The 18,636-nt window shown below is 56.8% G+C and carries 19 protein-coding genes and 4 pseudogenes; 19 read left to right on the forward strand and 4 right to left on the reverse strand.

The window, feature by feature from the left end:
* Positions 1 to 206: 206 nt before the first annotated feature.
* Positions 207 to 401: pseudogene (locus BM225_RS20110) on the forward strand (helix-turn-helix domain-containing protein); the annotation flags it as partial.
* Positions 402 to 651: 250 nt separating this feature from the next.
* On the forward strand, positions 652 to 1,158 hold the full coding sequence (locus tag BM225_RS20115; RefSeq protein WP_092465335.1) for a substrate-binding domain-containing protein: 507 nt from the start codon (positions 652 to 654) through the stop codon (positions 1,156 to 1,158).
* A gap of 3 nt (positions 1,159 to 1,161) precedes the next feature.
* On the opposite strand, the gene BM225_RS20120 is transcribed toward BM225_RS20115, so the two are convergent.
* A complete protein-coding gene (locus tag BM225_RS20120; RefSeq protein WP_072704653.1) occupies positions 1,162 to 2,481 on the reverse strand; it encodes a type II toxin-antitoxin system HipA family toxin in 1,320 nt (439 codons plus the stop codon).
* Complete coding sequence (locus tag BM225_RS20125; RefSeq protein ID WP_072704658.1) at positions 2,481 to 2,732, reverse strand: helix-turn-helix domain-containing protein; 252 nt, start codon at positions 2,730 to 2,732, stop codon at positions 2,481 to 2,483. Before BM225_RS20125 ends, BM225_RS20120 begins: the two co-directional genes overlap by 1 nt.
* 280 nt (positions 2,733 to 3,012) lie before the next feature.
* On the opposite strand from BM225_RS20125, the pseudogene BM225_RS20130 reads away from it, so the two are divergent.
* From BM225_RS20130 to BM225_RS22240, 4 genes and pseudogenes are all read left to right on the forward strand, one after another.
* A pseudogene (locus tag BM225_RS20130) lies at positions 3,013 to 3,466 on the forward strand (transposase); the annotation flags it as partial.
* Positions 3,466 to 3,579, forward strand: a pseudogene (locus tag BM225_RS22430) (IS30 family transposase); the annotation flags it as partial. The pseudogenes BM225_RS20130 and BM225_RS22430, both read left to right, overlap by 1 nt.
* Before the next feature lie 55 nt (positions 3,580 to 3,634).
* The gene (locus BM225_RS20140) at positions 3,635 to 3,952 is read left to right on the forward strand and encodes a DUF1153 domain-containing protein (protein WP_072704661.1); all 318 of its coding nucleotides are present in this window, start codon (positions 3,635 to 3,637) and stop codon (positions 3,950 to 3,952) included.
* Positions 3,949 to 4,515 carry a DDE-type integrase/transposase/recombinase gene (locus tag BM225_RS22240; protein WP_245780559.1) on the forward strand — a complete coding sequence of 189 codons (567 nt, stop codon included), beginning with the start codon at positions 3,949 to 3,951 and terminating at the stop codon, positions 4,513 to 4,515. The genes BM225_RS20140 and BM225_RS22240 overlap by 4 nt, the downstream gene beginning before the upstream one ends.
* Positions 4,516 to 4,694: 179 nt before the next feature.
* Here the strand turns inward: BM225_RS22240 and BM225_RS20150 are convergent, their stop codons facing one another.
* Positions 4,695 to 6,032, reverse strand: coding sequence for an IS110 family RNA-guided transposase (locus BM225_RS20150; RefSeq protein ID WP_245780560.1), 1,338 nt, complete (start codon positions 6,030 to 6,032; stop codon positions 4,695 to 4,697).
* Positions 6,033 to 6,161: 129 nt separating this feature from the next.
* Here BM225_RS20150 and BM225_RS22435 point away from each other — a divergent pair, with 129 nt between their 5' ends.
* The 10 genes and pseudogenes from BM225_RS22435 to BM225_RS20195 all read left to right on the forward strand — a co-directional run bounded on the left by BM225_RS22435 (position 6,162) and on the right by BM225_RS20195 (position 15,798).
* On the forward strand, positions 6,162 to 6,440 hold the full coding sequence (locus BM225_RS22435; protein ID WP_420809869.1) for an integrase core domain-containing protein: 279 nt from the start codon (positions 6,162 to 6,164) through the stop codon (positions 6,438 to 6,440).
* A 100-nt stretch (positions 6,441 to 6,540) separates the two neighbouring features.
* Positions 6,541 to 7,074, forward strand: a complete 534-nt coding sequence (locus tag BM225_RS20160) for a hypothetical protein (protein WP_143095430.1) — start codon at positions 6,541 to 6,543, stop codon at positions 7,072 to 7,074.
* A gap of 682 nt (positions 7,075 to 7,756) precedes the next feature.
* Complete coding sequence (locus BM225_RS21905; protein WP_177218671.1) at positions 7,757 to 8,749, forward strand: hypothetical protein; 993 nt, start codon at positions 7,757 to 7,759, stop codon at positions 8,747 to 8,749.
* Positions 8,750 to 9,190: 441 nt separating this feature from the next.
* On the forward strand, positions 9,191 to 9,619 hold the full coding sequence (locus tag BM225_RS20170; RefSeq protein ID WP_092465338.1) for a hypothetical protein: 429 nt from the start codon (positions 9,191 to 9,193) through the stop codon (positions 9,617 to 9,619).
* Positions 9,616 to 9,705: pseudogene (locus BM225_RS22440) on the forward strand (hypothetical protein); the annotation flags it as partial. The gene BM225_RS20170 and the pseudogene BM225_RS22440, both read left to right, overlap by 4 nt.
* Positions 9,706 to 9,756: 51 nt before the next feature.
* Positions 9,757 to 10,338, forward strand: a complete 582-nt coding sequence (locus BM225_RS20175) for a hypothetical protein (protein WP_338061001.1) — start codon at positions 9,757 to 9,759, stop codon at positions 10,336 to 10,338.
* Positions 10,331 to 10,870, forward strand: a complete 540-nt coding sequence (locus BM225_RS20180) for a hypothetical protein (RefSeq protein WP_092465340.1) — start codon at positions 10,331 to 10,333, stop codon at positions 10,868 to 10,870. Before BM225_RS20175 ends, BM225_RS20180 begins: the two co-directional genes overlap by 8 nt.
* Before the next feature lie 19 nt (positions 10,871 to 10,889).
* Positions 10,890 to 11,258 carry a plasmid mobilization protein gene (locus tag BM225_RS20185; protein WP_092465341.1) on the forward strand — a complete coding sequence of 123 codons (369 nt, stop codon included), beginning with the start codon at positions 10,890 to 10,892 and terminating at the stop codon, positions 11,256 to 11,258.
* Positions 11,255 to 13,900, forward strand: a complete 2,646-nt coding sequence (locus BM225_RS20190; protein WP_092465342.1) for a relaxase/mobilization nuclease domain-containing protein — start codon at positions 11,255 to 11,257, stop codon at positions 13,898 to 13,900. Before BM225_RS20185 ends, BM225_RS20190 begins: the two co-directional genes overlap by 4 nt.
* A gap of 182 nt (positions 13,901 to 14,082) precedes the next feature.
* Entirely contained in the window at positions 14,083 to 15,798 is a 1,716-nt protein-coding gene (locus BM225_RS20195) for a DUF927 domain-containing protein (protein WP_092465343.1), read from the forward strand.
* A 404-nt stretch (positions 15,799 to 16,202) separates the two neighbouring features.
* Here the strand turns inward: BM225_RS20195 and BM225_RS20200 are convergent, their stop codons facing one another.
* Complete coding sequence (locus BM225_RS20200) at positions 16,203 to 16,445, reverse strand: WGR domain-containing protein (RefSeq protein ID WP_092465344.1); 243 nt, start codon at positions 16,443 to 16,445, stop codon at positions 16,203 to 16,205.
* 609 nt (positions 16,446 to 17,054) lie between these two features.
* Between BM225_RS20200 and BM225_RS22445 the strand changes: the two genes are divergently transcribed.
* The 3 genes from BM225_RS22445 to BM225_RS20215 are packed head-to-tail and all read left to right on the forward strand — an operon-like array spanning position 17,055 to position 18,214.
* Complete coding sequence (locus tag BM225_RS22445; RefSeq protein WP_420809871.1) at positions 17,055 to 17,441, forward strand: helix-turn-helix domain-containing protein; 387 nt, start codon at positions 17,055 to 17,057, stop codon at positions 17,439 to 17,441.
* Positions 17,442 to 17,484: 43 nt separating this feature from the next.
* Positions 17,485 to 17,880 (forward strand): VOC family protein, encoded by a 396-nt coding sequence (locus BM225_RS20210; RefSeq protein WP_092465346.1) that lies wholly within the window; start codon positions 17,485 to 17,487, stop codon positions 17,878 to 17,880.
* Between the two features lie 4 nt (positions 17,881 to 17,884).
* Positions 17,885 to 18,214 (forward strand): DUF1801 domain-containing protein, encoded by a 330-nt coding sequence (locus BM225_RS20215; protein ID WP_092465347.1) that lies wholly within the window; start codon positions 17,885 to 17,887, stop codon positions 18,212 to 18,214.
* Positions 18,215 to 18,636: the final 422 nt, after the last annotated feature.

Here is an 18,636-nt window from a genome sequence, read left to right on the forward strand (position 1 = left end):
GAACGGAACCCCCAGGAAGTGTCTAGGCTGGCGCACGCCCACCGAAGCCTTCAGAGAAGAAATGATGAAGCTAAGATAGGAGAAGTTGTCGCAACAACCCTTGAGCCAACAGCGCAAAGTTAAAGTGTCCCACATCTGCAAAGTAGAAGTGTCACACTCTGCCCCAACGGGAATAGGCAGAGGTGATGGGTATGGGATGGGTTTTGATGAGCGAGCGAGAGCTGAATCGGATCGAAGTGTTGAGTCAGCTGAGCCAAGGCCGGATGACGGCAACGACTGCGGCAAACGTCTTGGGATTGAGCCGTAGGCAGGTTCACAGACTTCTTAAGAAGTTCCAGACCGATGGTCCGGCAGCGATCCGACACAAGGCGCGCGGTCGGGCATCGAACAATCGGATCGACCCGGCGATCCGGGAGTTTGCGGTTACGCTGGTGCTCGCCAACGCAAGCTTTACCGTGGTCCGTTTTCACGCACCTGTACACCTCTCTTGTGGACGGCGTGATCTGCCTAGACGGCTCCTTGCCTACATTCGCCCGCGCCGAATTGGACGCACCGGATGTGACGGAGCGCGTCGTCTTTGCGTGCGAGTTGATGGCCGACAGCGATCTTCCCTTCGTGCGCAGTGTCAATCGGTCGGAAGGCGCTTAGGCCGTGGATCATCTGGTGGACCTCGGCCATGGCGATATCGCGTTCTTGCGCGAGCCCCATACCAACATCTTCACGTCAGAACCCGAAGGTGGCCTGCGCGACGCCCTGAGCTGTCACGGCTTCGCCCTGCCCGACACCCGCATCTGGGGCAGCGATTTCACACTCGAAGAAGGTTTCGCCGCCGCTGAATGGGTGCTTGGTTTGCCCGAACGCCCGACTGCGGTGATCTGCGCCTTTGACCAAATCGCGATCGGTTTGCTGTCTGGTCTGGCCAAAGCTGGCCTCAACGTGCCAGCGGATATGTCCATCGTCGGCTTCGACGACATCGTCAGCGCGGCCTACGTGAGCCCGTCGGTCACAACAATTCGCCAAGACCGCATCGGCCTGGGGCGCGCCGCCTCGAAGGTCATTCTGAAGCAAATCAACAAAGCCACCGCCCAAGAGCGCTGCATCTGCACCCTACCCGTCTCTTTGATACCACAACAATCAAGCGCCACACCTCGGTCGTAGGCGCTAAGCCGTATCAGGCAGCCTAAGGCCCCGAACGCGAACCATCACAGCAGCGCCAACTGCTTCGACAGTTGCCGACGGAAAGGCCGCCGGCAGAGAGCTCGCTGCAGTATCGAGGGCATCTGGCACGCGGGCAACGATCTCTTCGACAATACCTGTCGCGCGCTTCTTAGACAGTCCGGCACGCACCGCCGTTTGCACAAAGTGCCGCCCGTGGATCTGGTCAAATCGATAGTGACGGTTGGTGCCGACCGACATGGCCATCCTCATCTGCTTGCGCTCGATCTGGCGGGCGTTTAGCGCCACCTGCGCGGTCACAACGTCGTAGAGCGGGGTCATGCGATAGCTGCCACCGGGGCCAAGAAAAACACTAAAATTCTTGGCATGGGCGTCCGTGGCACCCATCAGCCAAAAGATGATCTGGGCCTTAAGAAAAGCGTCCTGATCCTCGATCGGCGTATCGCTGCCTTTCAGCAGGTTCAGCACGTCATACATGCCGGGGCCGCCTTCGTTCTGGTACTTCAGCGTCGGCGGCACAGAGAGCGCTTGGCAGCAATCCTCTTGCGGCAGGCGCAGCAAGCGACCGTCCTTGGTCCAGCGGCGATCAAAGCGTTCGATGACCAGCGCCTTGGTTTCACCGAAGGTTTCAATGGACGCATTGTTCACAGGCAAGCCAAATGCCGCCGCGAGTTTCAAGCAGTAGTATTCGTTCTCGACACTGTCCGAGAGGTCGATCCCACCGGGTAACTTGCCGATCTGCGTCTTGATCAGATGCGTCGTCGGCGTGGTGCCATGGGGCTTGATCCACCGCCCCTCGTGCCACAGCAAAGCTGTCTTTTCCTGCGCGCCAGCCACAGAAATCCGAAAAGCGTCATCGCTTGCAAGGCCAAGGGGGGCCTCACTCAATCCATTCAGGATCTTCTCAATGGCCGCCGCATCGACCGGCTCGCCTTCGATCTTACCGGTTGCGTCTGGGGCATCTTGGTCACCTGCGATGAATTGCAGCGCCCCCACACAGTCATTCCCGATTTTGGTGAGCATGCTGTAGGCGTCTGTCCCCCGCGCGCCGACCCTCTCAGCGACAAGGCGGCGCAACCTGTCCGAGTCCGGCAACAGGTTCTCAAAAACCGCAGTCACAGCCTCGCCGCGATAAGGGGTTTCCCGCAGCGGCAGGGATAAAGACACCGGCAAGGCGTGTCCCCAGCCAAGCCACTTAGCCTCGTAGGAAAACCCGATGGCCCCACTGGCCTCGCGGCTAAGCGTCCCCACGCGGCGGTTGTTCAGATACACCCGCAAGGGCACATAGGCCGGACGCCGCCCCATCAGAACAACTCTTCTATGTCGCTGCTATGCCCCTTAGAGCGCGCGCCAATCCTGAACTCCAGATCGAGCGCCGCAAGGATCGCGAGGATGGTTTCCAGCTTTGCCGGCTTGCCTCCGCCCTCTATCATCGAGATTGTCGCCTGACGCACGCCCGCTTGCTCTGCAAGTTCGGTCTGCGTCCAGCCGCGCTGCTTGCGCGCGCGCTGGATCACGGTGCCGATCTGTCGTGGTGTGCGTGCGAGATCATTCATGCCCTGTGTATACGCAAGGGCGTATAAATCGTCAATATGCGCCATGGCGTATATGATTGACTTATACGCTCAGACGTATACTGCAGCCCAACCGCGCACGCCCCTTGGTGCGCAAGGGTCTCACAAAGCGCCTCTATCAGACGTCGCCCACCACCCCGTCGCGGGTCCTGGCCGGGACACGTGACGGGATCACGCTACCAGATCCGGGATACAGAAGGGTAAGGATGCATTGATTTCGGTCACGCCGCATGATTCACGGCTCGGACAACAGAGCGGTGACATGAACGATCTCTTCTGGCTGACGGACGCGCAGATGGCCCGTCTGGCGCCTTTCTTTCCCAAGTCCCATGGTAAGCCTTGGGTTTATGCCAGACGCGTGCTGAGTGGGACTATCTTCATCTTTCGCAATGGCTTGCGGTGACGCGATGCACCTGCCGCCTATGAACCTCATCAAACGCTATAGCCGCTGAAAGCGTTAGAGCGAAAAGGGCATCTTCGCGCGGATGATGACCGGGCTGGCGGCGGAACACGCGAGAAGACGACCGTGATGATCAATGCGACATACCAGAAGGCCCACCGAACGGCGACCAGTATGGCCGCCAAAAAGGGGGCGTGGCCGCCTGATCGGTCGCACCAAGGGCGGCACGAACCGTTGCCCGAGAGGGACCAAACTGCACGACATCTGCGACAGCCAAGGGCGGCCCATCGACCTGTTCGTCACTGCCGGGCAGGTGAGGGTTCCGTTGAGAACCTGAACAAGCGCGCCCGCCAATGCTCATCGCGCGACACCCAACTCGCGGCGCTCTCAACTCGCAATATGAAGGCGATTTGCGACCGCCTGAATGGCGCATATGTACTGACCCAGTGATTTCCTGCTCATGCTATAAAGGAAGAAAGTAGCCATGAGTAAGAGTATGGACGAGACCGTCAAACGCTGGACAGCGAAGCGAAAGACCGCCCTTGTGATCGAGATCATTCAGGGCAAAACCACGGTGGCGGAAGCCAGCCGGGCCTATGATCTGACGCCGTCCGAGATCGAAACTTGGGTCGACGACGCCAAGAAGGGGATGGAGAATTCCCTGCGTGCGACGCCGCAAGACATCCACGCGCGGTACGAGAAGCAGCTCAAAGACCTACAAGAAGCCTATGGCGAGGCCATGCTCGAGTTGCGCGCTCGAAAAAAGTTCCAGGCCCTCATGGAGCGGGAGGACGGCAATTGATCCGGACGCTCCATGAGGGCCTGCTGGCGGACGGGATCAAGGTCTCGATCACCAAGCTCTGCGCCTGGTTCGGCGTTCCAAGGCGGACAGTTTACTACAGGCCCACAAAGTCAGCGGCCAAGATCGATCCGCGTTTCGCAGAACCGATCAAAGCCATGATCGAGGAAGAGCCTTCCTTCGGTTATCGAACCGTGGCTTGGCTGTTAGGGTTCAACAAGAACACCGTGCAGCGGATTTTCCGCATAAAAGGATGGCAAGTTCGCAAGCGTGCCATCGGAATGCGCCCTCGTATTCAGGCTGTGCCCTCAGTTGCCACAGCTCCAAACGAGCGCTGGTCCACGGACCTAGCCCGCGTTTGGACAGGAAAAGACGGTTGGGCCTCGCTGGCCTTGGTCATCGATTGCCACACGCGGGAGCTTCTGGGCTGGCACATCTCCAGATCCGGAAAAGCGACCACCGCCAGCGCGGCTTTGGAACATGCTTTGATCAGCAGGTTTGGCGCCCTTGGCCGCGTCCAGAACGAATTCCTCCTTCGCTCAGACAACGTCCTATGTGCGGAATGATCTGCTGATTTGGCATCAGGCCATTGTCATGCTGAAGACATTCAGCACGTTCGAGTTTGTGTCAGCTCGGTGCTTCGGTCAACAACCTGTCTCTCCCATAACAAACACAGAGTACGCGATCGCGGCTCTCACCGTCCTTAAGACGAGATCTTTGGGTCGCTGAGCAGAAGGCCCGAACATTATCTACGGGGTCGATTGATCGCCCCTACGGCCAGGTCAGAGAAAGGTCCCTCTGCTGTTATCACCCCTCGAAGAAGGGGCGCTTCTCGGCAGATTTGCGAAGCAAATCGCCTGCCAGCCACCGGATAGGGTTCGCCGCGCTTGATGATCCCGTGCGCGGTGCGGGCCATCTTCGCGGCAATTGCGGTGTAAGCTTTACGGCGCAGATGGAGGTTCTGCCGATCCTTAGCGATGTAGCGCTCAAACTTGTCACGAAAGCTGTTCGTCTTTTGCATGATGGCGACTTGTCCTGCGAGCCACAGCGTGCGGCGAAGTCTGGCGTTCCCATATTTGGATAGCTTGGTCTGGCCTCGGAATGTACCAGATCGAATGGTCGCCAAATCCATACCGCAAAACTTCAAAAACTGGCGGTGGTGGCCGAACCGGCGCAGGTCACCAGCCTCGGCTAGAATGGTCAGAGCGTGGATCGGGCCAATGCCAGGGATGGATGTCAAAAGCCGGTAGTCACCATGATCCTTGAGTAATTCGACAGCACGATCTTCGATAATTTTGCGCTGAGCGATCAAGCTGCGGCCCTCTGCGAGGACCATCCGGAACATGCGGGCCGCGTCGGAATCCGCTGCGATTGGCAGCCCGACAGAGGTTTTGGCTGTTTGATAAACATCTGCGAGGAAACGGCTTTTTTCCACCTTTCGCCCGACGACATCCCAAGCGTCAGAGATAAACTGCTCTTGGTCCATCGCAGTAATCAGGTGTGGTGAGGGATAACGCTCCAGAAAGGCAAAGAACCAGTCGCTCCGAGGGCTGCGGTGGAAACGATCTGCTTCAGGGAAGTAGAGGGGCAGATAATGTGTCAATATTCGGTGCCACAGTTCCGTTTTTGATCGTGAGACGATGTCATGGGTTTTAGACAGTTCCTGAAGGTCGTTCCTGCCGTTGAGAAGCGGGTCGTGATAGAATTGCTCATTCCCGATCTGCATCATATGCAGGATGACCTGCGCGTCTTTCGGGTCATTTTTATCCCAACTGTTGTTGAGGGCCTCTCGGGTTCTGGCCAAGGCCACAGAGGACACAAGTTTGACCTCAAAACCGGCAATGCCAAGCCTGTAAGCAAGGGCGCGGTGGTAATTGCCAGTAGCCTCGAAAGCGACCCGAACAGGTAGGCCATACGCTGTCAAAGTAGCAATCAGACGATCATAATCTTCCTGCCGATTGAGAACCGTCAATCTTCTGCGGCGCGTCTTACCCGGAATGGCGATCAAAACCTCATGGCGCGACTTGGCGATGTCGATTGCCGCCAAAACACTCTTCGTCTGTGTCATACTAATCGTGGTCATAGTCGGTCTCCCTTGTGGTGTGGTTCGTACAAAACCACTGTAGGGACCTGACGCCGGCTATGATCACCTGCTGCGCAATTTGGGGGCTGCGCAGGCAATCATAGCCACTTCAACCGATGCATTCCGAAGGTGTTACGGCTTGGTTTTTACAAGCAGACACTTCACGGCACTGGTCCGCAGCTATGGCCTGAAACAGGAGTTCATCACCCCGCATTGCCCGCAGCAGAATGGCATGGTCGAAAGGGTCATCTGCACCTTCAAAGAACGATACACAACCGTCATCGCTTCGAGAGCATCCAGCACGCCACGCGCGTCATCGGCGACTGGATCAGCTTTTCTAATAACAGCCGCCGTCATCAGGCCCTTGCCATGCGCACGCCTGCCGAGGCATTCAGATTAACGGCCTAAACTGAGCAGAAAACGCTGGGTCATTACACCAACAAAGATTTGATTCACGGGTCCACGAGCGATGTCAAAGTTTGATTTTAGATTCCTATGTGTCTTAGCAATGGCAGTATCTGCCTGTTCATCACCTAATATAAAGCAGAACCACGAGGAAAACATCTATCCTAACAGGTTTTCTAGCACTTGCTTGCCTTCACCAAATGATCTCGCAGATCAAAGAAAAGCGATTTCTAATTGGATAATGTTGGAGCAAAGTCCATCAGAATCGGTAATAGCCTTCACCAACGAAAGTCGAACGGAAGTCAAAGTGCTCAACTTCTATACTCTTTGCATGATGGAGATTTCTTCCCCATTGAAGATTATGGACTTTCAGTCCATTTCACTTGGATTGTCAAATATTTCTAAAACAAAATTCTATCAAAAAGTTAGGGAGTTGGAGGAAACGTTTAATGAAATCTGTGAATCCGATCTCAAAGAGGAAAATAATTTTCTCGATACAAAGAATGTCATGACAGAGCCACGAACTCACTGTGGGAAGGAGCTCTTCAAATCAAGCTCTGCTTGGACCTTCAGCGCAGAGAGTGGCAATTATTCAATCCATTCCGTCGGAAAAAACTTCTTCATCTGGAGGGATTAGGCTCAGGACGTCGGTAATGGGGGTGAGCTGATGCAGTGGATGCCCCCACCAACGTCAGTCAGTCAATCAGGCGAAAATAAGTTGGCAATCCCCTTGGTCGCTCTGCACGAAACTCTGTGCCTGATTGTTGTGAAGTCTGTGACTGTCTGGACTTGCTTCCGCCGACCGTCGCTTGGTTGGAAATCTTCGGTAAACAGTGGACGTCTGCGAAGTGGGGGTCAATCCCCGTGCTCACTCTACAAGCGGGCCGGTAACGCTCGCCAAATCTCTTGACTATGCGCCGTACCACAAAGTTGCGCATTGCAACCTGATTCGCAGTCTGGTAAGCTGGGATTATGGTTATCGGGCGCCCGAATAAGCGGGCGACATGGAGGTTGCCGCCTCCACCCCGCCCTGACCACAACGTGTCGTCTGGAGACATCGTCATGGCTATGGCCTCCCTAAACGCATGCGCGTGCGTTCGCAATAACGCGCTTCCCCTCGGAATCACGGGTCTCGCAACCCCGCCTGATATCGTCTGGCATTTGCAGCCCTGATCAGACCCTCGCTGACTCCCACACGTGGTGCTCGCTGCCGTATCGCAGCGACGCCATCTGGTGTGTCCAGCCGTCTGATCCCCCCACCATCCACGGGCCCTGTCTGGCCCTGATCTTCTGACCTCAGATTCCGAGGAGACCCTCCTATGTCCAAAAATCCCATCACACCCCCCGAGCATGTCGTCTGCCTGCTTGAGATCGGCGAGCCTCTCTATGTTCCCCGCCGCAGCGACACTGTGCCTGCCGAAGCATGGGTCCCCTACCCCAAGCCGATCCCACTCCAATGGCACGTCATTGCCGAGAAGAAGGGCTTCTCCATTCACAGCCGGATCCGGGACAGGTTTCATCTGTGCCTGCGGTGCAACTCTTGTGGTGCCCTGACAGCGCACAAAATCTTCACCTTGCGCACCGCGCAGCCTGCCTGCGTGGCATGCCAATGCAAAAGCCGCCAAGACCTCGCGCAAGCGGCAGGGCTCGAGTTCATGTATCGCGATTCAAGGGACCGCCATTACGGGATGTTTCGCGCCCCTTGCGGCCATAAAATCTCGCGACAGTTCGCGTTCCTGGAGCGTATCGCCGCCGGAGAGGTCGAGCATCGGTGTGAGCACTGTCTCCAAGACAGAGAGCGCACAGAAGCCGAGCGCATCGGCTGGTCTTTTCTGTCCAGAGATATGGACGACGCGAACTATCGCATTTACCGGCATAGCTGCGGCCATGTGCAGCGTGTCGCCCGCGCAAACATGCAGTGGGGACAGGTCGACTGTGCAGGATGCGGGCAAAGTTGGTGCTCACGGCCCTCTTACATCTACCTGCTTGGGATTACCTGGCCCGACACGAACCAGCAGCTCATCAAGGTTGGCTTTAGCGCCCACCCTGACAAGCGGTTCCGCCATCAGCTCGGGCTGCCGGACTCCGCGACCGTGGATCTGCTGCGCACGCTGCCCTTCGAGACCGGACACGAGGCCTGCCGCGTGGAAAAGCGCCTGCACTCTCATTTGTGCAAAACGCATCCTGATGCGGTCGTGCCTTGCACAGAACTGGAAGGGCATATCAACGTCGTCTCTGAGATCTACCGCCCCCACTTGCTGCCGGTGATCCATGCCCTGCTCGACCGCGTGGGGTCTGAACAGGTCCGCTAGGTCCGGATCGGAACCCTTTAGAAGGTCGCCCGCGGGTTCGGGCGGCCTTTTGCTTTGGGGACGTCATCAGCCCCCGCTCAGCAGATGCAGACCACACCGTATCGCCCTACATTTTTGCCGGATGACACACTCATTCTCTCCTGCCTCTTTCAACACCGAACAGCCCTCAAGGATGTGAGACGTTGCCTTTTCCCGAGAAGGCCTATCAGGGCCGCCGAGAGAAAAGCAGGGGTGACGGTTTACCGTCGCCATACCCTGCTAGGCACGCGGCCCTCGGGTCAACATGACGTCCACTCAAGGGTCAATCCGAGTATACTTTAAAGTGTACCAAAGGTGAACTTTGTCGGTCCCTATCTTACACTTTTAAAGTTAACCTCATTTTTTTCTTAGAATTTTCGCGAATCGCTCTTACACTTTCAGGTAGTTTGTAGTGAGAGTGTCATGTGTACAGAGAACGAGTTTACGCGCGCCAAAAAGGCGTTGGCGGATCTAAAAACCCAGCCCCCAAAACGGTCCGATGCCCTCATGGCGCTGGTGCGGGAGCTCGTCGATCAGATCCAGGACGCCATGAGGCGAGGCTACACTCTGCCTGAGATCCTCGCGGCACTCAACGCCACACGCGATCCAGACGAACAGATCAACTACTTCACCCTCCGTAATTATTTGCAAAAGGTCCGTGCCGAGCGCGGTCTTGCGCCGGTGCAGCCGAAACGCGCCAAAGCTCCGGCGCGGGCGCCCTCAAGACCCCACCCCGAAATGACGCGACCGAAGGCACAAACACCTTCGGCACCGCGGCAGCCTGATGCGCAAGTGGCGCGTCATACCCCCTCCCCGACGACCCTAGGTCGCAACATGAAAGGAAGTCTATGAAACAGATAATACTTGTCCACGGAGACAAAGGCGGCGTTGGAAAAACCCAATGCGCTACCCGCACCGCAGCAGCTTTTGAAGCGGTCGGCCTACCGCTCACTTTGGTTGATGGGGATGTCAAAAACCCCGGACTGCATATGCTCTACGAAGATCGGACGACGGTGCTCGACATCCGGACACCTGCAGGCCTCGACGCGCTCTACGATATCTGGGTGGAAAGCCCGCACGATGTGCTCGTCGATATGCCCGCAGGCGGGTCGGACGCCACCGCGAAGATGGCCTCTGGCGGCAATGCTGAAGGGATGATCGAGCTTTATGGTTTGCTCGAGGCGATCGATGCGAAGGCGGTGCTTTTGTTCGTCATCGACCAATCCCGCGAGGTTTTGGCTGCGCTTCGAGACGAGCTTGAGGCCTTGTCGGCGCATCGACCAGATTGGATCGTCGTCCGGAACCATTATCAGGAGAGGCCCTTCACACTCTTTGAAGAGAGCCAGTCGAAACAAACCCTTTTGAACATCGGCGGCGAGGTCCTCGACATGGGGCGTCTCGACCCCTCTCTTGTGGAGTTCCTGGGCAAGAATGACTGCAACCTGAACACCATCCAGACGCGCGACGACGCCAAGTTCCTCCACAAACTCCGCGCCAAAGGCGCGCTCAGGGAGTGGATCACGGCGTTGACGTCCGTTGGTCTTCTGCAGGGGAGCGCTGACGATGAGTGATCTCCCCGAAAATCTGTTCGAGAAGGTTTATGGCCGCATGCCTACTGAAAAAGAAAAGGTCCGCCTTCTGAGGATCAAAGTGGCACTGGGCCTGTCAAACCGGGACGAATTCTGGCCCCTCATTTTGGTGCTGGAGTACTACACTAGGTTCTTTATCGCGGCTGGTTTTTACCTCGTCAAAGCGGTGCGTAAAGAAACCCAAAAGCTCGAGAAAATCCTGCAAAAATCTGGCTCTCTGGCAGAAACGCAGGCCCGCGCAGCCGTGGCGCGGGCCATCGACGAAAGCGCCGAGCAGATCGCCAAGCGCGCTGGGGATGCGGTGGAGCAACGGGCAGACCTGCTCAGCAAACGCGCATGGATGCGTGGCGCCATGTTTGGCGGTGCGTTGGGTGTTGGTCTGATGGTGATTGGCGCCGCCGCGACCTACGGGGTCATCGCGCTTCATGGGATATGTGACGGCTCAGAACGGCATCGCGATACTCAAGGCGCATCACTCTGCTACGTCAAGCCCCTGCCCCTTTCTGGCGCTTGAGGACGGGAGGGCAGAGCAGATGGCAAGAGCAGCGGACAAAAAGCCCAGATCAGAGAAGCGGCGCGCCACCAAACATGTGCAAAAGCGGGTCACCCCCGCAGCATACGCAGCCTTTGAAAAGCGCGCCTCTGATGCAGGGTATGATAGTCCCAACGACTATCTGAACGCGTTCATCCTGGGGGAAGAGCTGATCCGGCGGCGCGCACGGCAGGAGCGTATCAAGATTTTGGCCGAATTGGGGAAACAGGGCTCCAACCTCAACCAGATCGCCCGCGCCTTGAACAAGGGCCAAGTCTCACGGCTCACTAGGGACGACTTGCGCACGCTTGAGGACACTGCCGCCATACACAAGGCGCTGATGGCGGCGGTGCAGGCATCCCTCTCGTGATCGTCGAGATCATCAAAAAACCCGGGGAACGCGGCTCGGGCGGGACGGCAGAGGCCTTTCTTCCAGGGGTGCGCTATATCTGGGAGAAGGCAACCCAAGTCGAGGTCCGCAACCTCGCGGCACCTGATTGGCAGAGTGCTGCGACCCAGATGCGCCTTGTCTCGGAGTTGAACAGCCGGGTCCAAAAGCCCTTTTACCACATGGCCGTCAGTTGGCATGAACAAGAGCAGCCGACAGATGCGCAGCAGATTGAGGCCGCGGATTATCTGCTCAAGGCTCTGGGGCTCGATGACCATCAAGCCGTCATCGCCATCCACCGGGATACGGCGCAGGCGCATTTCCACATCATCGTAAACACGGTCCATCCCCAAACCGGAAAGGTCTGGTCAAAATCCAATGACCGCCTGCGCGTCGAAAAGGCCTGCCGCGAGATCGAGCTCTTGCAGGGCTGGAGCCATGATCGCGGTCGGTGCGATTTTGAAGTGGCGCCCGATGGCGCGGTGACCCTCAAACCCGCCTCCAAGGCCAATCAGAAAAAGCAGGCAGATCGCGCCAAAGGCAAGCGGGCCAAAACTAGCGGTGATCGCAAGTTCGAGAAGTCCACGGGCTTTGAGACCTTCGAACACTCCCTGACGGACACCCTGCGCGACCGCTTTGCAGAGGCCGTGTCCGGGGCAACGGACTGGCAGAGCCTGCACCTGCGCCTTCAGGCGTTGGGGTTGCGCTACGGCACACACGGGTCAGGCGCCCGGGTCTGGCTGCTGGGAAGCACGGAATTTGTAAAAGCCTCTGCCTTCGGCGCGCGCTTCTCGATCTCGAAGATGCAGAAGCGGTTCGGCCCCTATGAGCCGCCATGTGATGCCCCCAAAGAGAAGCCATCGCAGCTGCCGCCCCCAATCGCCAGCATGACCGGCGCCGTATCCGAAACGGATCGCAAGTCTACATCGGCATCGTCGTTCAAACTGACGCTCTTGCGCCGCATCTATTGCGACATCCATCTCGACCCGGAGGTCGCGCGGCAGATCAAGTACGTGGCGCTCGACGAGGTGCCACCACGCATCACGTTGCACGATACCACCACCCTCCTTGATCATGGTCCCAAGGTCACCTCTTCAAACAACACCAAAGAGGCCCGCGCAATTATGATCGCTATGGCGCAGGCCAAGGGATGGTCTTCTGTGACCTTTAAAGGGCCCGCCGACTTCGTGCGGGCCGCGTCGCTCGAAGCTGCAGAGGCCGGGCTTACCGTCACCGGTGTGCCAGAAGATATCCAAGCCCAGTGTGATGAGATCTTGAAACAGCGGCAGGCGCAGGAACCCCCAATTGAGACCCTCTCCAAGAGAGCGCAGAGAGCTGCGCTGGAGGCGGTTGCCGGTCACGACGACGCGCGCGCTGAGAAGGCGCAGGCACGATCAAAGCGATCTGAGGCACGCACCAAGGCCCTCGAAGAGCTTGAGGACGTACTCGAGGCAACGCGCGACCGCTCTGACCCGGTGTCACGGGCCGTGGCTTATGTTGCGCGTCAGGAGAAGCGTCGACTGACGTCCGCAGGGATCTCCCCTCAAGGAGACAGCCCTGCCATTCCATCAAAAGACACGGATAAGGCGGGCTCTGCAAAGATGCGAAGGATCCGGCGCAGGCTGCAGCGCCATGAGGCCGCCGAATTGGCGCGCAAGAAAGCCGTTCCCATTGACGTGATTGCCTCGCTAGGGGGCTGGACGCTTGCGCCGCGTCCTGCGACTGACAACCGAGATCCGCAGGGCAAGCAGACGCGCACATATGTGCGGGGCTCCGAGACCATCGAAGCAGTCCGCAAAAGCAATGCATGGGTTTGGACAAACAGCAAAACCGGCACGGGCGGATCAGTGATTGACCTCTGGCGGGCAGATCATCCGGGCAGCACCCTCAGCGAGGCGTGTGATGCCTTCCGCGCAATACTGGATCGTCTCGAAGCTGAACATTCGCAAGCGGACGACCGCGCAGAGCTGCACGATCACACCGAGGCGCGCAGGCGTTGGGAAGAAGCCCCCTATGCGCAGGATCAACGCTCTTTCGCGGTAGACCAAGGCATCTCGAAGGCAACGCTTCTGCGGTTCGGGGACGCGGTCCGAGTGGGCGTAGATGGCGCGCTTTACTTTGCCCATCGCCATCCGAAAACCGGGGACATCCAAGGCTTCGAACACAGCGCGGGACAGGCAAGTAGCTCAAACACCGGTCGCTTTGCCAAAGGCGGCGTCAAAACCCTTTGCGTCCTTGGCGATCCGTCAACAGCCTCCCGCATGGTCGTGTTTGAGAGCGGCCTAAACGCCTTGGCCCTTGCAGAGCTCGAAGCCCGTACCGACACGCTCTACGTCAGCACGGGCGGCAGCCTCGGCGCCAAAACATTAAAGGCGCTCGCAACGCTTGCAGAGACCCGCGAGGTCCTCTCCGGTTTTGACAACGACCATGCGGGCGACGCCTTGCATGAACGTCTTCTGGAACTGCTGCCGGACACCCGGAGGCACGCGCCGCCATCCCAGATCATTGGCGCGACACGCCCCTGCAAGGCCTGGTTTGACGTGCTGAAGGCCACCGCGGAGGCCACGCATGATGCATTGCCAGAAGATGCAGACGTGGCATGGGATGCGCCCGGTCCGGCTTAATCCACTACGATGACAGCTGAAGCCGTGCGCGCTCTGGAATTGAGCCGCGTTCTCGTCGCGCCGATCTCACGTCCGCGCTGTCACCACCGTTGAGTCGTGCAACCTTTCGAATAACATTTTTGCATGGCTCAAACCTATGCGTTTGTATACTCCGTCAAAAAAACGACAGGGGCAGCGAGACAATGACGGCAACCGAGCAGGCCGAGAAGAAAAACCTCGAAACATTTTTGGCAGAGATCGATCAAGAACTTTCAAAGGTCAGACCCTATCACGGATGGGACTTTAAACGATCGGGCTCAGAGATACACCACTGTAGAGAACCCGTTTGTTCCTTATTCCGCGTCAAAGCAATCGCGAGCGCTGAAGACCACAGCGACACATCCTTCATTATTGAAGTGTTGACCCCAAAAGGGACGCTTCAGGAGGCGATCGTCCCCAATGGACTGCTCGTCGAAAATGCTGCGAAGGCCATCGCGATCATGGGCAAAACGGGAGGCAAGATGCGCGCGAACCCGAAAGTGATAAAGCATCTCATTCTGGACTGGCCTACGAGCGCCCCTCAGACGCTCGCGACACATCTGGGCTGGCACAATAGAGATTTCTTTGTCCTTGCAACGGGCGAGGTCCTCACAGCGCCAGAGTACGGGGAGGATGTTGTCTATTCTCAAAAGGCAACGGCTCAAGCCTCCGGGTCGCTTGAGGGCTGGAAAGACGGGATAGGGCGCTTGGCCATCGGCAATCCCTATCTCATCTTCGTGTGCTGCGCCGCATTCGCGGGCGCGATCCTGCCCTTTGTGCCCAACGCACAGAGCTTTGGGGTGCATCTATTCCTTGGAACCAGCACCGGCAAAAGCAAATTGCTGCAGGCCGCCGAGAGCGTTTGGCCGCGCTCCTTGACCAAGAAGCTGAAAACCTGGCGGTCCACCGGGAACGCTCTGGAAGGTCAGATGGTCGAAGCCAACAACACCGTCTTATGCATGGATGAGCTGCCCAAATCCCAAAGGAGCTTTTCACTCGCCGATGTCATCTACATGCTCGGCAACGAAGCGGGCAAAGGGCGCGCCACGAAAGAGGGCAACGCGACCTCTCGAGCAAGTTGGAAGACCATCATGTTGTCGACGGGCGAAGACAGCATGCTGCAGACCCTTGAATGGAGTGGCGAGAAAGTGCGCGGAGGCATCGAAGTGCGCATGCTCGATGTGCCCATCGATGCCCGGTTTGGGGCGTTCGATTGCTTGCACGCGCTTCCGGATGGTCGCACGTTTGCTGACACGGTTGGGACCGAAGCAAATACGAACTTTGGGCATGCAGGTCCGGCGTTCGTATCAAAGCTGCTTGAGAGCCCGCAGGTATTTGATCGGATGGCAACGCGGGTTTCAGAACTCGAGACCGAGCTCCTCAAAGAGCTCGGGCCTCAAGACCGCGTCGCCAGCGAAATCCCGAGGATCGTTCGCCAATTTGCGGTCATCGCCTATGCTGGGAAGCTGGCAACACAGGCAGGCATAACCGGTTGGAAGGAAGAAGACATCTTACCGGCCATGCAGCACGTGGTACGTCAATGGTTTGCGGCAAGAGATGGCTCCATGTCTTCTGATCTGCGCACCGTCGTCAAAAACATCCAAAAATATGTCCACGCTTTGCAATCTGACGAGCAGTTCCCGCTCAACCGCGCCAAAGAAGCTAAAGGGCCAAAAGTCTTCGAAGATGAGAACTTTTTCTATTTTTTGAAAACGCCATTCATTGACGCGATTGACGGGGTGGCCAAGGCCACTGCTTGCAAAGAGCTCAAAGAAGCGGGCCTCCTGATCCCGCCCAAGGAAGACGGAGACATGACGCGTATCTCTGACAAAGATCGATCCCGCACCTACAAGATTGCCAAGAGCATCATGGATCGGTGATCGGTGATCCGACCGCTGCGCTGGTATTTCGCCGGGCTCACGGGCGCCTTCCGTCCCAGACTTGGATCAAAACGATGGCTTGCGGAGCAAGAACTCGGACAGATGACCGATCTGACCGAAACAAATCCGAGCAAGATTGAGAGATTTCGGACAGAATTTATACATCAAAAACAGAAGGATATGGAGATTTGTCCGATTTTATATAACTTTCTGAAAAAATAGAATATCACACGTACACGCGTAAATATTTAAAATTCACGAATTTGCTGTACCAGCGTACCGCTTGGTATTAACTATCTGTTTTTCTGACAAATTTACCGGTACAGACGCCTGTACCACCGCTGTACCGTTTCGCGCGTTCCGTACCGCTTGGAACGCGCCATGTGATTTTCTCCTACAGCAACCTAGTCCGCACAGTAGCCCTTTTTTATCTTCTGACATCGAAGTCTGTGCAACGCGACAAAAGCTGCCTCTTCTTCAGAAAATGTCTCAAACCGCGTCTGACCTGCAGTCCCTATTCGGCCCCAATTCCGGATCAACATCACCTCTCCAAAAAGAGTTGGCTGCAGTGACAAAAAATAGAAACGCGCCATGTTGCGACTGACGTCACTACGGGTCATTCGGAGCGATAAAGGCTGTGTCATCATAGGGTAAACTATGCTGCCGTTCGCTTCCCCCAGTCCAATTCATTTCTGGAATCTAATCTCGCCGATCGATTCAGTTCCGCAATGGTTCGTTGATCAAGAAAACCGCGTAGCAGAAACTCACTCGCCCGCGGCAACGTCGGACCGCCAGCAACCTCAGTCAAACGCCTGCTTTGGCTGAGCAAGCGATTGGCGTAACGTCCCAACAACCTTGATCAGCAATCGATAAAGTGTTTCATGCAAATCCCCATCGGATATCAAGAGGTCATTGAGACGCCCAAGGCCTCTCGGACCACGGAAGCCTTATGGTCGTTCCGTGCAGGGCAGGCCGGGACAAGCGTTGTGCTACCAGACGGCCGTTGTGATCTCATCCTCCGCGCTTCGGCAGCGAAGCCGGACGAGTACATTCCGATCGTGACCGGGCCAGCCACATTTCCTTACTCAGTTCATTTTGAAAAAGGGGATGTCTGGTACGGTCTTCGAATGCGGCCAGAACGTGGAGTAGCCGTTTGGGGCAGCCAACTTTTGCAAGCCCGAGACCACGTTGCGCGAGGCTCGGACGCAGAGGCTCTGATACCTGTGTTGGGCGAAACATCCTGTGATGGCGGCCCAATGGACCAGCTAAAGCGGACGCTTCCAAAGAACAGCGCGGCAGATTCCAGCAAGCTGACACACGCGATTGACGTGATCCATTCAACCGGTGGCCGCGTTCGCGTAGAAAACCTCTCGTGCATTGTTGGGTGCTCGCCTCGACATCTCAATCGCCTCTTCTGCGGCAACGTTGGCGTGAGGGTGAAAAGCTACATTCAGCTTGCGCAGTTCCACAGAACGCTACGGCTGATCTGCTCAGGGGGCATCACCCTTTCCCAAGCTGCCTATGAAGGCGGGTATGCAGACCATGCGCACATGACGCGCGCCTTCCAAGCGTTCGGAGGGTTCAGCCCATCTGCGATCCCTGAAAACCTGCACTTGCCTGGAGTATTTCACACCCATGTCTGATTTATTCAAGACTGCGTCCGCTTGCCGAAGGTAAATCAAGCCCATGAAACTTGGATACACGATCATATACGTCGCGGATGTACCCCGCTCCATCGCCTTCTACGAAGCGGCTTTCGGACTCCAGCGAAAGTTCATTCACGAAAGCAATTTGTATGGCGAGCTGGATACAGGGGAAACAACGTTGGCATTCGCTGGGATTGAAGCCGCAGAAATGAATGGACTGTCGGTCCTTCCGAACACGCCCAAAGGCCCCGCGGCTGCCTGGGAGGTTTGCCTTGTCACCGATGATGTGCGCACCGCATTTGACCGCGCTGTTGCAAAAGGTTGTACGCCAGTGAATGCGCCCTCCGATAAGCCGTGGGGACAGACAGTATCCTATGTCAGAGATTTGGATGGTTGCTTGGTCGAAATTGCAACGCCCGTCGGAGGAAGCAGCTAACCAAATGGACGAACAGTTAAAATCCATGGTGCGAGATGCTCTGATTGAACATCTCTTGGAGCGCGCACCTGACGTCTACTTGCGCTCTATGTATGGTGGAACTGTGTTTGAGTTAGAGCAGCACAACCCCAAAAGCCGGATCGGCGGTGTGTTTGCCTACGCGAACCATGTGTCCCTAGAGTTCTCTCATGGTGCGTCATTTGATGACCCGTATGACCTGCTAGAAGGCTCCGGCAAACTCCGTAGGCATATTAAGTTGCGTGCGCTTTCGGATATCTGCGACAAGCAGTGTCATCACTACCTCGATTTGGCGATTGCCCGCCTAAAAGCATAAACCGGCCTTCGTCTTAGTGCAGTGATCTTGATCATCCGTTCGAAGAGGTCATTTCGTAGAGGTGGTAAACTGTCAGGCAGGCGTGATGGTGTTCTCAGCTCAAAACCCGAACTCGGATCCGTTGGCCCGCTGATGAGCTCAGAATAGAACCTCAGCGGCGCGGATGCCCCGCCACGAGAGCAGCGCCACTGGGCCGCCTGCTCCTGAGCAGCCATCTGAATAAGCAGACATATAGGCGCAATGTCAAAAAGATATCCTGCCGACATAGCCACACTTGGGCGTTTCCAATTTTTGGCAGACCAGTGATCCGAGCCATCGATTTTTCAGGCACTGCAATTCCAGTTTCGACCTCCTACGCGTATGCAGCAAAAATAAGTTTGCTACGCACGCAAGATGTGTGTATCGTTTGTTAATTTGATACA

It is taken from the genome of Donghicola eburneus (genome assembly GCF_900115865.1).
GTDB classification, from domain to species: domain Bacteria; phylum Pseudomonadota; class Alphaproteobacteria; order Rhodobacterales; family Rhodobacteraceae; genus Donghicola; species Donghicola eburneus.

Excerpts from the sequence above, each read along its gene's own strand:
- BM225_RS20195 (WP_092465343.1), top strand. The coding sequence starts at position 14,083 with ATGACGGCAACCGAGCAGGCCGAGAAGAAAAACCTCGAAACATTTTTG.
- BM225_RS20215 (WP_092465347.1), top strand. The coding sequence starts at position 17,885 with ATGGACGAACAGTTAAAATCCATGGTGCGAGATGCTCTGATTGAACAT.
- BM225_RS20160 (WP_143095430.1), top strand. The coding sequence starts at position 6,541 with ATGGCAGTATCTGCCTGTTCATCACCTAATATAAAGCAGAACCACGAG.
- BM225_RS20170 (WP_092465338.1), top strand. The coding sequence starts at position 9,191 with ATGTGTACAGAGAACGAGTTTACGCGCGCCAAAAAGGCGTTGGCGGAT.
- BM225_RS20150 (WP_245780560.1), bottom strand. The coding sequence starts at position 6,032 with ATGACCACGATTAGTATGACACAGACGAAGAGTGTTTTGGCGGCAATC.
- BM225_RS20200 (WP_092465344.1), bottom strand. The coding sequence starts at position 16,445 with ATGATGACACAGCCTTTATCGCTCCGAATGACCCGTAGTGACGTCAGT.
- BM225_RS22445 (WP_420809871.1), top strand. The coding sequence starts at position 17,055 with ATGGACCAGCTAAAGCGGACGCTTCCAAAGAACAGCGCGGCAGATTCC.
- BM225_RS21905 (WP_177218671.1), top strand. The coding sequence starts at position 7,757 with ATGTCCAAAAATCCCATCACACCCCCCGAGCATGTCGTCTGCCTGCTT.
- BM225_RS20180 (WP_092465340.1), top strand. The coding sequence starts at position 10,331 with ATGAGTGATCTCCCCGAAAATCTGTTCGAGAAGGTTTATGGCCGCATG.
- BM225_RS20125 (WP_072704658.1), bottom strand. The coding sequence starts at position 2,732 with ATGAATGATCTCGCACGCACACCACGACAGATCGGCACCGTGATCCAG.
- BM225_RS20175 (WP_338061001.1), top strand. The coding sequence starts at position 9,757 with ATGCTCTACGAAGATCGGACGACGGTGCTCGACATCCGGACACCTGCA.
- BM225_RS20185 (WP_092465341.1), top strand. The coding sequence starts at position 10,890 with ATGGCAAGAGCAGCGGACAAAAAGCCCAGATCAGAGAAGCGGCGCGCC.
- BM225_RS20140 (WP_072704661.1), top strand. The coding sequence starts at position 3,635 with ATGAGTAAGAGTATGGACGAGACCGTCAAACGCTGGACAGCGAAGCGA.
- BM225_RS20210 (WP_092465346.1), top strand. The coding sequence starts at position 17,485 with ATGAAACTTGGATACACGATCATATACGTCGCGGATGTACCCCGCTCC.
- BM225_RS20120 (WP_072704653.1), bottom strand. The coding sequence starts at position 2,481 with ATGGGGCGGCGTCCGGCCTATGTGCCCTTGCGGGTGTATCTGAACAAC.